This is a genomic window from Sorangiineae bacterium MSr11954, assembly GCA_037157815.1.
GTDB classification, from domain to species: Bacteria; Myxococcota_A; Polyangia; order Polyangiales; family Polyangiaceae; genus Pendulispora; species Pendulispora albinea.
This window is the reverse complement of sequence record CP089984.1, coordinates 11,265,707-11,279,408: the sequence shown is the minus strand read 5'-3', so window position 1 is coordinate 11,279,408 and position 13,702 is coordinate 11,265,707. Positions and strand designations below refer to the sequence as shown.

Annotated in this window: 8 protein-coding genes; 3 read left to right on the top strand and 5 right to left on the bottom strand. The window is 64.7% G+C overall.

All coding sequences use genetic code 11. The features are described from left to right. Nucleotides 1-621: 621 nt before the first annotated feature. Together LZC94_44215 and LZC94_44210 are read left to right on the top strand one after the other, a co-directional pair. Nucleotides 622-1,458, top strand: coding sequence for a hypothetical protein (locus tag LZC94_44215; protein WXB14811.1), 837 nt, complete (start codon nucleotides 622-624; stop codon nucleotides 1,456-1,458). A gap of 474 nt (nucleotides 1,459-1,932) precedes the next feature. After that, nucleotides 1,933-2,988, top strand: a complete 1,056-nt coding sequence (locus LZC94_44210) for a beta-lactamase family protein (protein WXB14810.1) — start codon at nucleotides 1,933-1,935, stop codon at nucleotides 2,986-2,988. Nucleotides 2,989-3,545: 557 nt separating this feature from the next. Here the strand turns inward: LZC94_44210 and LZC94_44205 are convergent. Continuing rightward, nucleotides 3,546-4,103 carry a dihydrofolate reductase family protein gene (locus LZC94_44205; protein ID WXB14809.1) on the bottom strand — a complete coding sequence of 186 codons (558 nt, stop codon included), beginning with the start codon at nucleotides 4,101-4,103 and terminating at the stop codon, nucleotides 3,546-3,548. A 407-nt stretch (nucleotides 4,104-4,510) separates the two neighbouring features. Here LZC94_44205 and LZC94_44200 point away from each other — a divergent pair, with 407 nt between their 5' ends. Next, nucleotides 4,511-5,701, top strand: coding sequence for a beta-lactamase family protein (locus LZC94_44200; GenBank protein WXB14808.1), 1,191 nt, complete (start codon nucleotides 4,511-4,513; stop codon nucleotides 5,699-5,701). Nucleotides 5,702-5,872: 171 nt separating this feature from the next. Here LZC94_44200 and LZC94_44195 read toward each other — a convergent pair whose 3' ends face one another. The 4 genes from LZC94_44195 to LZC94_44180 all read right to left on the bottom strand — a co-directional run bounded on the left by LZC94_44195 (nucleotide 5,873) and on the right by LZC94_44180 (nucleotide 13,677). Next, entirely contained in the window at nucleotides 5,873-7,264 is a 1,392-nt protein-coding gene (locus tag LZC94_44195) for a hypothetical protein (GenBank protein ID WXB14807.1), read from the bottom strand. A 1,052-nt stretch (nucleotides 7,265-8,316) separates the two neighbouring features. After that, nucleotides 8,317-10,203: a 1,4-alpha-glucan branching protein GlgB gene (gene glgB, locus LZC94_44190; GenBank protein ID WXB14806.1), complete on the bottom strand. Its 1,887-nt coding sequence runs from the start codon at nucleotides 10,201-10,203 to the stop codon at nucleotides 8,317-8,319. Next, a complete protein-coding gene (locus tag LZC94_44185) occupies nucleotides 10,193-11,683 on the bottom strand; it encodes a putative maltokinase (GenBank protein ID WXB14805.1) in 1,491 nt (496 codons plus the stop codon). Before LZC94_44185 ends, glgB begins: the two co-directional genes overlap by 11 nt. Further along, nucleotides 11,680-13,677 carry an alpha-1,4-glucan--maltose-1-phosphate maltosyltransferase gene (locus LZC94_44180; GenBank protein ID WXB14804.1) on the bottom strand — a complete coding sequence of 666 codons (1,998 nt, stop codon included), beginning with the start codon at nucleotides 13,675-13,677 and terminating at the stop codon, nucleotides 11,680-11,682. The genes LZC94_44185 and LZC94_44180 overlap by 4 nt, the downstream gene beginning before the upstream one ends. Between the last annotated feature and the right edge of the window lie 25 nt (nucleotides 13,678-13,702).

Here is a 13,702-nt window from a genome sequence, read left to right as displayed (position 1 = left end):
CGTAGGACCGTCCAATGCATGGTATACGCTCCCTCCGTGGCAGGCAGATTTGCCTGCCGTCTTTCATTTCGTTAAGGTCCCCTCGGTTGAATCGGGGCCAGTGCCTCGGTAGGTGTTACGCCGAGGTCGCGCCGTTCGTTTCGGCGCACGATCGAACAAGTTGTCCACGGCCCTTTGTCGAATCAAGGGGCGACGGATCGCAAGTCGCGGAGGGAGAGATGCAACGGCGGCGCAAACTGTGCCATGCCAAGCTCGACGGCCGGCAACCAGCGCGACGCGTCGCTCCAAAGGGGTGAACACGTGATTCCGCCGCACATCACCCAGCGACTTCCGCCGACGGTTGCGGAGGTCATGCCTCGCCTTCGCGATCAAGCACTCCTCGACATGCCCCACCGCAAAGGCGGTTTGCGGCGCGCGCGGGGGGCGGCTGCACAGAATATCCAAGTGATGGGTGAGCGCTTCGCGATTGTACGAAACCCGCCACCGGCGAGGACCCCGAGCCCGAATCCGTCGTGGCTCCTCGAGCGAAATACTATGATTATCGTGAGGTGCACGATCATGCCATTCGGGTCGAGCGATCGGGAGCATGTGCGGTTCGGCAAAGCCGCGCGAGCCGTGGCCATGGCGGGTCTGAGTTGCAGCATCGCGGCCTTCACCGTCGGTTGTCATCTTACGAGAAAGGCTACATCCCCGCGCACCGAGCCCTTCGCCGTGAACGGGCTCGAGCGCTTGGTGCACAAACCGCTCATGACGGTTTACAAGATTAATCCGGGCGGAGCCACATACCCTCCCATCACACTTTACGAGGACGGACTCGTCATCGGCTTGCAGCCGCTCGAAAAAGATGCGGCTGGCCCGGATTGGTGGGTGGCCCATCTCACGCCACACGAGCTGGCCGAATTCCGGGAGCGGTTCGAGGCGACGGACATCGATCGTGTCCCGTCATACATCCATTTAGTCGAGGGCCTCAAGGACGGCGTGAGCACGCGAATCCTGTTTCGAATGCGCGACGGATGGCGCTCCGTGAGCGTTTACGGTATGAGAGACGACGGCAAAGCCGAGTCGTACGGAATGCAGGGCATGGACGCCTCGAGCGCACCGGACGAATTCATTGCCGCATACCGGATGCTGAAGGAATTTCACCCCGCCGGGGCGACTCCGTGGAAGCCCGAGCTCATCGAAATCGAAGTGCGAGACATGTCGGGCTCGCATGCGCCGCCCTTCCCGTGGCCGCGTGAAGTTCCTGCTCCACCCGAGGACGCGACCACGCCGGAAAAGGTCGAGACCGAAGCGTATCGTCATATCCTACCGGGTATTCACCGGACGACCATGAGGATGCTCATTCTTCGCGCGAACCATGCCTTCGAATTCAACGGCCGCAAATGGTGGCTCAGCATGCGCGACCTTCTTCCCGAAGAAGATTATCTCCGCGAGGTCGAGCGGCAGCAGTACTGGTGAGTGCAGGATCGGCGTCGGCGAGCAGTGAACTGTCCGTCGGCGATTACCGGGAGAGCATCCTCTGTCGCGACGACGAGCTTCCCTTCGATCACCCAGTCGTGCGCGGAGCAACCGCGTTGTGGGGCGTCGGCGCGTGCAGAGGGCCGTCTGCCGCTTCGTTGCTCGAGGCCCGGGCCCGCTCGCGTCACCGCTGGTCCGCGCAGACGCGCACGAGAGTGCCATGCGATGACGCAGCTCGTGTGACGCGCACGTCTCAGCCGCGGATTCTCTTGTCGCAATACGGTTGAGAAAGCGCGTGATGCTCGAAAGCCGTCGAGTCTCATGGGATCAGGTACCGACGATGTGATTTTGATATTCCGACAATTGTGACGTGCTTCCTCTCTTCGAATGGGGTCCATGATCTACACTTCGACCATTATGAGAACGTTTTGTCGCTCGGCGCGTCGAAAGCATCGGTGGGCATGGTTCGCGGCGGTGGCAATCATCGGCCAGTGCGCCGCGTGTGAATCGACATCCTCTACGCCGACACCCTTTCACGATCTGGAGCAGCGGTCGCGCAGCGGCGAGATCCCCAATATTCATTCCGTGCTGGTGCTTCAGCACGGCAAGACCCTGGCAGAATGGTATCTGGCCGGCAACGACGTCGAGTACGGACAGGGGCCAGGAATGGTGAACCACGACGCGACGACCCTTCATGATGTGCGCTCGATCAGCAAGAGCGTGGTCGCACTTTTATTCGGGATTGCCGTTTCCGAGCGGGCGGTGAAAGACTTGGATGTTCCGGTGCTCGACTCGTTCCCCGAATATGCCGATTTGCGGACCCCCGATCGGCTGAGGATCCGGATGCGTGACCTGCTGTCCATGACGATGGGTGTGGCCTGGGACGAGGATAGCGTGCCGTATGGTGACCCGCGCAACAGCGAGACGGCCATGGATATGGCCCCGGACCGCTACCGCTATGTCCTGGAACAGCCCATCCTCGCCCCGCCCGGAGAGAAGTTTCAATACAGCGGTGCCTGTACGGCCCTCCTCGCGGCCATCCTGACCCGTGCTACCGGGACGCCTCTGGACGCCTACGCTCAGCAGAAGCTGTGGGGGCCGCTGGCCGTCACCAAGCAGGTCTGGGCGAAGGACACCAAGGGAGTGCCCATCGCCGCATCGGGCCTGAGGCTCACCCCGCGAGACATGGGAAAGCTTGGTCAGATGGTCCTGGACCATGGCCGCTGGAACGACCAACAAGTGGTCCCCGCCGCTTGGATCGACGATGCCACTGCATTGCACGCGCTGACGGAGCCCGACCCGAAGTGTGGCTGGGGCTACGGATATCACTTTTGGCTTTCGCCAGGTTGCATCGTGACTCCGCCAACGCCCTGGTACATGGCGGCCGGCTATGGCGGCCAGCGGATCTGGGTGGTCCCGTCGCGCGATCTGGTGGTGGTCGTGACCGCCGGCAATTACGAGCGACCCGACCAGAGCAAGATTGCTACATCGGTGCTGGCGGACGTGCTCGCGGTCGTTCCGGCACCATGAACCAAGCTGCGGGAGCTCTCCTCGGCCCCTCGCTGGGAGCCCTCGCCTCCTCCGAAGGTCTCTGACGGGGAGCCGGTGTCACCGCGAACGCATCGGCGGGAGCGGACCGCGAAAGCCATACGCATACGGCGATGCAAGAGCACCTCGCCCCTCCGCAGTTGAACGTCGGCTGGCTCAAACACGGGCAGGATTATCCTATCAGCGGCATACCCGCCGCTCCTGCAAGGTACGAACGACCGCGATTTGCGCGACGCGCGAAGCGTAGATGCAACCGGCCACCGCGAGGAGCCGCGGCAGGGAACCTCGGCGATCTCCGTGAGCACCTCGCCGGTGAGGCGACTCGCGTTACCGCGAAGCAGCGGCGGACGATCAACGTCCTTGGTGATGGTAGGGCCATTTCGAAAGCAGATTCGAGCTTCATGACCTCGAGCCGCTCGGTTGGATCCGCCGGCGCGGCCGCAGCGGGCCGTCCGAGCTGCTGGTACGCCGTGTTGCGCGGCGAGAAGGCTCCCGACGGCGCGCTGGCCCGCGAGCTGGGCGCGATGGGCTGCTCTGAGTCAGCGCGCGCGCCGGTAGTGCATGGCGACCGCACCGCTGCGGAGCGGCTTCGCCGAGACCAGCTCGAGCCGTCGCGTGCTGGGCAGTCCGCTCTGGTACAGGGTCGGGCCGTGGCCGGCGAGCCTGGGGTGAACGAGGAACTTGTACTCGTCGATGAGATCCAGCCGGTCCAGCTCGGTCGCGAGCTTGCCGCTACCGAGGAGCACGCCGGCCGGGGTCGCGTCCTTGAGCTTCTGCACGCCCGCGCGCAGGTCGCCGGCGATGGGGTGGCTGTTGGTCCACGGGAAGTCCTTTCGCGTCGACGACACCACATACTTCGGCTTGGCCTCCAGCTTGACCGCCCACTCGCGCATCGCCGGCGGCGCCTCCTCGTCGCCGCGGGCGACCGCCGGCCAGTAGCTCTCCATCATCTCGTAGGTGACGCGGCCCCACAGCATCGCCCCGCCCTCGTCCATGAGGCGGGTGAAGAAGGCGTGTGTCTCGTCGTCGGCGATTCCCTCCTGGTGATCGACGCAGCCGTCCAGGGTGACGTTGATGCTGAAGGTCAAGAGTCCCATGCGGCGAGTCTACGCCACACACGCCTGGCGATGGAACGGTAGGCCGTCGCAGAACGACGCTGAGCCGTCGCGGGCGGACACGGTGACCTCCTCGCGGCCGGCGTTGCCCGGACACGGTGACCACCGCGATAGAAGACCATGAGGGCTGGTACCGGCCCTGAACGAGTCGCCCATACGCCGCACACGCGAGCACGTCGCGCGTGGGTATTCTCGTGGTCGCCGAGACGGGCGCCCCTTCGGAGAAATCGCCTTCTCGGTCGGCTAACGGAGCCCTGCTCATTCTAACGTTAGGTTGGCATCCGTCCGCGTGAACCGCGAGCAGCCCCGCGCTCCTGAAATTTCGCTCACGCGTTGAACGAACGTGGGGCAGCTGGGAACTAGGTAGCCACTTTGGTGAAGGAGGTCACGTGAGTCCCGACACGATCGTGCGTTTGGTATTTGCGAGCTTGGTATTGGTAGGTTGTGCGGAGGATACTTCGCCAAATCTGGATGAGCGGTCATCTGGTGCACGGACTGTTCAGGAGGACGACCAACGAGCGACGCCCCTGCAAAGAGGTCTCGATCGGCTTCATGCCGGCGGCGTGATTGGCGTGGTCGCTCGAGGGAGCGACGGTGTTCGGGTGATCGATGCCCGCAGCGGCAGCGCTCGTCGCAATAGCACGGAACCAGTTGCCTTCGAGAGCCAGTTCCGGATGGGCAGCAATACCAAGACCTTCGTTGCGGTGGTGATGCTGCAACTCGTCGACGAAGGGAAGATTCGACTCGACGACACCGTCGATCGATGGCTGCCCGGGCTGGTATCCGGACATGGGAACGATGGCAAAAAGATTACGATGCGGCATCTCCTGCAGCACACGAGCGGTCTCCGCGATTACTCCGACGATTTGCTCGAAGACTTTACGGAAAAGGATTACTACGCGAAGCGTTTCCAACATTTCGACCCCGAGGAGCTGGTCACAACCGCGATCGCGCACGAGCCGAAGTTCGCACCCGGAACGGGTTGGAGTTATTCGAATACGAATTACACGCTCGCGGCCATGATCATCGAGAAAGTCACCGGCCATGATTGGAGCACAGAGGTCCGTACACGCATCTTGGAGCCGCTCCAGATGTGGCACACGTTCGAACCGGGAGATTGGGCCGATCTACCCGCGCCGCATGCGCAGGGCTACAACTCGTTCTCCGCGGGACAGCCGCCCATTGACGTCACCCTATTCAACATGAGCTGGGGCGGTGCTGCGGGTAGCCTGATCACCACGACCGAGGATCTGACTCGATTCTGGCGTGCGTTGCAGGGTGGAGAGCTTCTGTCCCCCGCGCGCATGGCGGAGATGCATGACACCGTCCCTGCCACCGAGCTGCATGCCGTGTTTCCGGGGCTGCGCGACGGACTTGGCATCTTTTGGTCTCCAACGCGGTGTGGTGGCTTCTGGCATCACCCCGGCGACACACCTGGGTTCTCCACACGCAATGCGGTCAATGACGGAGGTACCCGCTCGGTGGTGCTCTCGGAAAACACCACCGGCGGCGTCTCCGTCGCGTCTCGCGCCAAAGACGAGCTGCAACTGCTGGAAGACGTCATGTGCGCCGATCGATGAGTTTCCAGCCAGCAGCCGCAAATCCTGCTCGTCGGCATTAAGCCGCATCCAAGGCACCGGTCACGGTTGCGGGGCCTCGTCCGATCCGCGATGGATCCTTCGCACGACCGCCGCGACGCATATTACGGTCAATTGCCTATGAAATTCGCGTTCGAGGGCTTGCAGCTCGGGTCAAAAGAGAACCTGGACGGACTTCCCTGCAGCCGCACCATACCGCTCCTTGCACAGCCCGTCCCCGAGCTGCCCCCTCGCGCCGCGGCCCCAACATCGGACGCTTCCGTCCGAGAGCAGGGCGCAGGCATGCCCCTCTCCCACCACGATATCGGCAATTGGTCCTTGGACACCACCCACCGGCGTGAGCGGCCCTGCACCCACGTTCCAGCATTGCGCTCCTCCGCTTTTCGGCGCGACACAGGTCTGGAACCCCGCGGCAACCTTGCCGATGTCCGACAGCCCTTGTACCTGGAACGGAAGCGAGCTGTTGCGGATCTTGCCCGGTTGATTCGGGCCCCCCGTGCCCTGCCCCCAGCACATCAGCTCGCCCTTGCCGACCAGAGCGCACGTATGATGGACCCCAAGGATCATATTGGTCGCCCCCCGGACAGCCTTGACCTCGACCGGCGTGTCGCGAAACACGGACTCGCCTTCGCTTCCATCGCCAATCTGGCCATGGGAGTTCCAGCCCCAGCACCGCAGGCCAGCACGTTGAAGACGGGCGCACGTATGGAAATGGCCAGCCCGTACTTCTTCCGGGTTGGGTAGACCGTTCACAATCGTTGGTGTTGATCTGATATCGCGATCACCCACCCCCAATTGCCGGTAGTCGTTCCAGCCCCAACATAGAACCTGTCCGTCCTTTGATATGGCGCAATTATGGAAGCTCCCGACAGAGAGAGAAGTTGCCACCAGACCGCTCACTTGTCCGGGTACGCTTTCATGGCCTTTGCTCGTTCCATGACCAAGCTGCCCGCGGCTGTTGTCACCCCAGCACCAGACCGAGCCGTCGCGCTTACGCGCACACGCATGCCGGCTGCCGACGCCGATTTCCTGCACGTCGCGGAGGCCTTCGACGCGGACGGGAACCGGCTGCGTCATACCCGAGCCGTCGCCGAGCATCCCCATCGCGTTCTCACCCCAACACCGGACGGTGCCCTCGGCGAGCAGCGCACAGCTCGTTTCGCCGCCCAGGGCCAACGCCGAGACACGGAGCTCGCCGACGGTCGTGGAGAGCGCGGCCGCTGGCTGCGGACAGGCCCCGCACGTCGCGACCGCATAAGCGTCACCGAATGCAAGCGGACGTGGATTGTCTAACCCGGGGGAAAGCAGCGCGACATCGCACTTGGCCCCCTTCTGAACCTTGACGCAATACTGGGCTCCCTCGGGCACCTCCACGGTGGCGGCTCCTTCAGAATCCAGGGTCGCCGCCTGGACCGAGCGCCTGCTGGGGGGCGGAACGAGGATATCGACGCTTCCACTCTCGAACCCCGGAGCCTTCAGCGTGATCCGCGTCCCATCGAAACGGAGCGTACCGCGCGCATCTCGTCCGTCGATCTGCAGCTTCATCGATGTCCCGCAACACTCGGCCCTCGCGGCGTAGGGAAATGGTCCCAGACCTTTCACGCTCACGAAGGTGCCAGAGCCACGCTCTACGCGAGGCGGATCCAGCGTTGAAGCGCTGTCGATCGTCACTTTCGTTCCTTCCGGCATGCAACGCGACCGCACATCGAGTTGAATGTCTCGAGGGGGCCCGAGCACCATCTCGAGCGGACGATCCGAGGATGCACCCGGCCCGAGCGGAGGTATCCCAAGGCGAGCCACTGCGCGCGGCCAGCCTGGCCGGTGTGCGATCACGATCAGGTCGTCTACCCGGCCGGCTCGTGCAGGCCCCATTCCCCCGTACCAGGGTGAGGAAGAGAAGGGGACCTGATTGATCCGCGCTCCCTCGTCTTCAGCTGCAGTTTCTGCGTTGCACACGGATGCCATCCCTGTCGCATCGGTGACCACCGTCTCGCTGGCATGCGTCTGCTGGTGTCCTCCCTCGAAGTAGAAGGCACCTGCTGGTCCGGCCCAGTAAGAGGCGACGGTTCGTACCTCGACTCCGCTCAGTGGCTGTCCATCTTCAGCGACGGCACGAACGGGAATTCGGGGGCACCCTGATGGGTCCCGGGATACGGGTCTCGTATGGGCTGCTCGCGGACCACACCCGAGAGCCGAGCAGACAGCGGTTATCACGACGAGTCCAACGAAGAGCCGGGCCTTGCTCGGAATTCTCATCATGTCGGCGATCCTTCTCGCAGCCTAGAGTGCCACCCTCCGCAGATTTGTACTACGGCGTCCCGAGAGAGTCGCGCCTGCAGGTCGACGAGCGGATGGCGCGCTTTGCCCAGGGTATCGATGGTAGGTCGAGGACTCCGGCGACGCTGTACGGGAGCGAAAGCTGCGGGGGTTGCCGCGCGAACGATCGCGGCGGGCAGGACGACATTTATCGTGATCGTTGCCGGTGGTGGCGGCGCGCTCGCGTCGTGTACGACGAAAGAGAATATTTCGGAGACGTTCGAGATCCTCGAATCGGTCGACACGGTGGCCATCCACGTCCCCAACGGCTAGCGCGGTCTTCAGGTCTCCGGCTTGAGGAAGATCGCGCCGAGCGGCGGAAGGGTCACGTTGATGGAAAATCGCCGCCCATTCCAGGGGATCGGGCGGGTCTCCACGGCTCCCATGTTCCCGTGTCCGCTCCCGCCGAACTCCTTCGCGTCGCTATTCAGGACCTCACGCCACGAACCGCTGCGCGGCACGCCGATGCGGTACCCGTGGCGCGGCGTCGGGGTGAAATTGAGCGCTACGAGCATCACGTCCCGGTCGTCCTCCGCCCGCCGCTGGTACGTCAGGATGCTCATCGTCGCGTTGCTCCCGTCGATCCACTCGAAGCCGCCCTGTTCGGTGTCCTTCCGATGAAGCGACGGCTCCGTCTTGTAGAGGTGGTTGAGCGAGCCCACGAGCCTCGCGAGCTTCCCGTGCATCGGAAGGTCGAGCAGGTGCCAATCGAGGGTCCCGTCGTGGTTCCACTCGTTCCACTGCCCAAACTCCCCTCCCATGAAGAGGAGCTTTTTCCCCGGCTGCGACCACATATAGGAAAAGAGGAGGCGTAAGTTCGCAAAGCGTTGCCACTCGTCGCCCGGCATCTTTCGGAGGAGAGATCCCTTTCCGTACACCACCTCGTCGTGCGACAGCGGCATGAGGAAGTTTTCGCTGTATGCGTAAATCGAGCGGAACGTAATGTCGCGGTGGTGATGCGAGCGATACAGCGGATCCCGATGCATGTATTCCAGCGTGTCGTTCATCCACCCCATGTCCCATTTCAGCCCGAATCCGAGGCCGCCGATGCTCGTCGGCTTGGACACGAGGGGGAACGCCGTCGATTCTTCGGCCATGGTTTGAGCGCCGGGGTGGTTCCGATAAATGGTCTCGTTCAGCATCTTGAGGAACGAGATGGCGTGCAGGTTCTCTCGCCCGCCGTGCTCGTTGGGAATCCACTCCCCCGCCTTCCGCGCGTAATCGAGGTTGAGCATCGAGGCTACGCCGTCGACGCGCAGGCCGTCGACGTGGTACCGATCGAGCCAAAACATGGCGGACGAGAGCAGGAAGCTCCGGACCTCGTTGCGTGAATAGTTGAAGATGTAACTGTTCCACTCCGGGTGATACCCCTGGCGCGGATCCGCATGCTCGTAGAGGTGGCTCCCGTCGAACTCGGCGAGGCCGTGCGCGTCGGTCGGGAAGTGCGCCGGGACCCAGTCGAGGATCACGCCGATCCCGTTTTGATGCAGCGTATCCACGAGAAACATGAAATCCTCGGGGGTGCCGTAGCGGTGGGAAGGCGCGAAATAGCCCGTCACCAGATATCCCCACGATCCGAAGAACGGGTGCTCCATCACCGGCATCAGCTCGACGTGGGTGAAGCCCATTTTCTTGACGTACTCCGCGAGCTGCGGGGCAATCTCCCGGTAATTGAGCGAACGAAACCCCTCCTCGGGCACCCGCTTCCACGATCCGAGGTGCAACTCGTAGATTGATATCGGCGCGACTAGCGCCTGCCAATCTTGCCGCCCCTTCATCCAGATCTCATCGCGCCACGCGTACGTGGGGCGCGTCAGGACGGACGCGGTCTTCGGCGGGACCTCTTGCAAGAACGCATACGGGTCGGCCTTCTCGAGCACGCGGGCCTGGTGACGCGACACGATCCGGTATTTGTACGTTTGCCCGGGGTGCGCGCCGGTCACGACGCCGTGCCACACGCCGGTGTCGCCGACGCGATGCAGCGGCGACGCGTCGGCCCGCCACCCATTGAAGTCGCCGATCACGCTGACGCGTTCGGCCTCGGGCGCCCACACGGCGAACGAGACGCCGCCGTCGATGAAGTGCGATCCGAGCTTCTCGTAGGCGCGTGCGTCGGCGCCCTGGTTGAAACCTTCGAAGTCGAGGTGGGTCAGTCGTTCAAGGGTCATCGGTGCGCTCGATCCATTCGGCGAGCCCGGCGAGCGGGATGGCGACCCAGTCGGGCCTGTTATTGAGCTCATAGAGGACTTCGTATACGCACTTTTCGAGGGCGTAGAAGTCGAGCATCGCTTGGACGTCGCCCGGGGCGGTCTGGAACGATTGTCCGCGCGTGCCGGCGAAATAGGCGCGTTGGAGCTCGCGGCTCGACTCGACGTGCCACGCTTGGAGCGCACCTCGAGCCTCCGGCGTGCCGCGCGCGCGAGCTGCGGCGACGGTCGCGTAATGGAGCGAGCGGAGTAGCCCGGCGACGTCGGCCAGGGGGGAGCGTTTGGCTTTCCGCTCGGACAGCGGGCGCGCCGGCTCGCCTTCGAAATCGATGATCACGAAATCGTCGTCGCTCACGAGGACTTGGCCGAGGTGGAGATCGCCGTGCACGCGCGTCTTCCACGCCGCCACCTCGCGCGTGATGAAGCGATCGAGCCGGGCCTCGAAGTCCCGCGCGCGCGGCGCGAGCACCGCCACCAGCGATGCGGCGTCGGCGGGGAGCGCGCTGCCACGCCTGCCGGTCAGCTCGGCGAACGCCGTGCGGAGCGAGCCCCGGACCGCTTCGACCATGCGCTCCCGCTCGCCGCGCGTGATCGGCTCGGGGGCGAACGCGGCGAGATCGCTCCGCGAGGCGAGGGCCACGTGCATCTCGGCGACCCGCGTCGCGAGGAGGCGCACCCGCGCCCGATCATCGCCCAGCGGGTCGGCACCGGGGGCGGGCGGTCGCTCGGCGATCTGCGCGAGCCGCCCGAGGAAGAAGGCCCACGCGTCGCCACGATTGCGGACGAACCCGTGCAAGATCCCCAACGTGGCGGGCTCCGCCCCTCCGTACGCCAGGTCGATCGCACCGGCGACCGCGGGGGCGTGGGCGTAGCCGGCGTGCGTGAGGAACTCTCCCATCTCGAGGTCCGCGCTCACCCCCTCGTCGATCTTTCGAATCACCTTGAGGATGTACGATTGCCCGTACACCACGCTGGTGTTCGACTGCTCGACGTCGATGGGCCGCGGCTCAGCATCCACCGCCTCGAGCGCTCGGGCCGTGCGGCGAAACCGCAGCACGCTCCCGCCGTGCTCGATCACCGCATCGCGCCCGATCAAGGCCAGCAGCGCGCGCAGCACCCGCGCATCGCCCACCGCGTCGACCACCGCGCCGCCGTCCGCCCGCTCGCGCACCACGAGGTGCGGCCGCTCGCGACGGATCGCGGCCGCCTGCTCCGCGTCGACCGTCATCAGCGGCAACGTATACGGGTCGGTCGCGCCATCCGCATACGCCACGTCGACCAGCCCGATCCACGCCCGCCTGCCGTCGACCGGGAGCGGGATCGCGTCCCGGAGCGTTGCGGCCGCGATGCTCCGCGCCTTCCCGCGGAACCATCGCCGCGCTGCCACGTACGACGCGAGCCCAGCCTCTACGCCGCTCAAATCGGGATCGACGTCGCTCATAGGAAGTACTCGAACTCGTGCTCGGTGCGGATACGGCGGCGCACCTGGAAGATCTGGGCCGGCATGATCCCCGGATCGATCTCGACGTACGCGCGCGGCCCCTGCCACTGGTAGCGCGCGTCGGCGAGGAGATCGTGCACTTGGAACGACTCGCGCGGGTCGATTCCGAGGGCACCGTGGTCGAGATCGATCCACCCCGCGTGGCGGTGGGAGGCGTCGAGGTTCACCGCCACCAGGACGACGCTCGCTCCGTCGGCGCTCCGCTTGCTGTAACAGAGGAGCTGCTCATTGTCCGTCCGGTGGAAGGTGATCCGGTTGTCGTGGAATGCCGCGTGCTCGCGTCGAATCCGGTTCACCAAGGTGATGATATCCCTGAGGCTGTCCTCGCGATCGATGTCCCATGTGCGAAGCTGGAATTTCTCGTTGTCGATGTACTCTTCGGCGCCAGGGCGCGCGACGTGCTCCATCAGCTCGAACGGCGGACCGTAGATGCCATAGTTGCTCGACAGGGTCGCGGCGAGGATCAACCGCTGGACGAACACGTTGCGTCCGCCGAATTGGAGGTGCTCGGGGAGGATGTCCGGTGTGTTCGGCCAGAAATTGGGCCGATAGAAGTCACTCACCGGAGGCCGCGTGAGCTCGGTGAGGTACTCGGTGAACTCGCCCTTGGTGTGCCGCCAGGTGAAGTACGTATAGGATTGGGTAAATCCCGCCTTGGCCAGCGCGTACATCAATGTGGGGCGCGTGAATGCCTCGGCGAGGAAGATCGTCTCCGGGTGCTCCCGTTTCACCTCGGCGATGCACCACTCCCAGAATCGGAGCGACTTGGTGTGCGGGTTGTCGACCCGGAAGATTCGCACCCCTTGCTCGCACCAGAACGTCACGACGCTCGCGAGCTCGATCCAGAGGCTCTCCCACGCCTGGCACTCGAAATCGAATGGATAGACGTCCTGGTATTTCTTCGGTGGATTTTCGGCGTATTGAATCGTCCCGTCGGGGCGCTTCGAGAACCACTCCGGGTGCTCTTTGACGTAGGGGTGATCGGGGGAGGCCTGGAACGCGATGTCGAGAGCCAGCTCGATGCCGCGGGCGCGCGCCTCGGTGACGAGCGCGCGGAGATCCGCCACCGTGCCGAGGGAGGGGTGCACCGCTTTGTGCCCGCCTTCGGCCGCGCCGATCGCCCACGGGCTCCCCACGTCCTCCGGACCCGCGGTGAGGGTGTTGTTCTTTCCTTTGCGGAACGAACGCCCAATGGGATGGATGGGCGGCAAGTAGAGGACGTCGAACCCCATCGATTGGACGTAAGGGAGCCTCGCGATGACGTCGCGCAAGGTGCCGTGCTTCCCCGCCGGCCCCGCGGAGCGCGGGAACATCTCGTACCAGGCGCTGAACCGCGCGCGCGGTGGATCGATCACGAGGCGGAACGTTGGCGACCGCGTCGCCTCGGCGCGATCCGGGTGACGCGCCATGAGCGCTGCGACGGAGTCGCTGGCCGAAACGGCGAAGCGGTCTGCCCCGGCCTTCTTCGCGTCACGCGCGTGGGTCGCTGCCTGCGCGAGCGCCTCCGCGTGGGCGCCGCTCGCCCGTGCGGCCGCCTCGGCGAGGAGCTGCGCGCCGGTGAGCACCTCGACGCTCACGTCCTGCCCCGCCTCGATCTTCCGCGCGACACCGCGCCGCCAGGTCTCGTAGCGATCGACCCACCCTTCGACCGCGAACTCCCAAGTGCCCACCGTGTCGGGGACGAACGACGCCGTCCACCGATCGTTTCTTCCGCCTTCGAGCGGTATGCTGTGCCACGCACTGTCGCCGACGCGACGGTACGAAAGGGTCCCGGCGAGGACATCGTGACCATCGGCGACGAGGGTGCAGCCGATGTCGAGGCGCTCGCCGAGAATTCGCTTCGCTGGATAGCGGCCGCCGTCGACGCGGGGGGTCACGTCCTCGACGAGGACCCGCCGACGTCCTTCGCGCGGGATCGCGGCTCTCTCACTCATACCGATCGAGCTTGCGCCCGTCCTG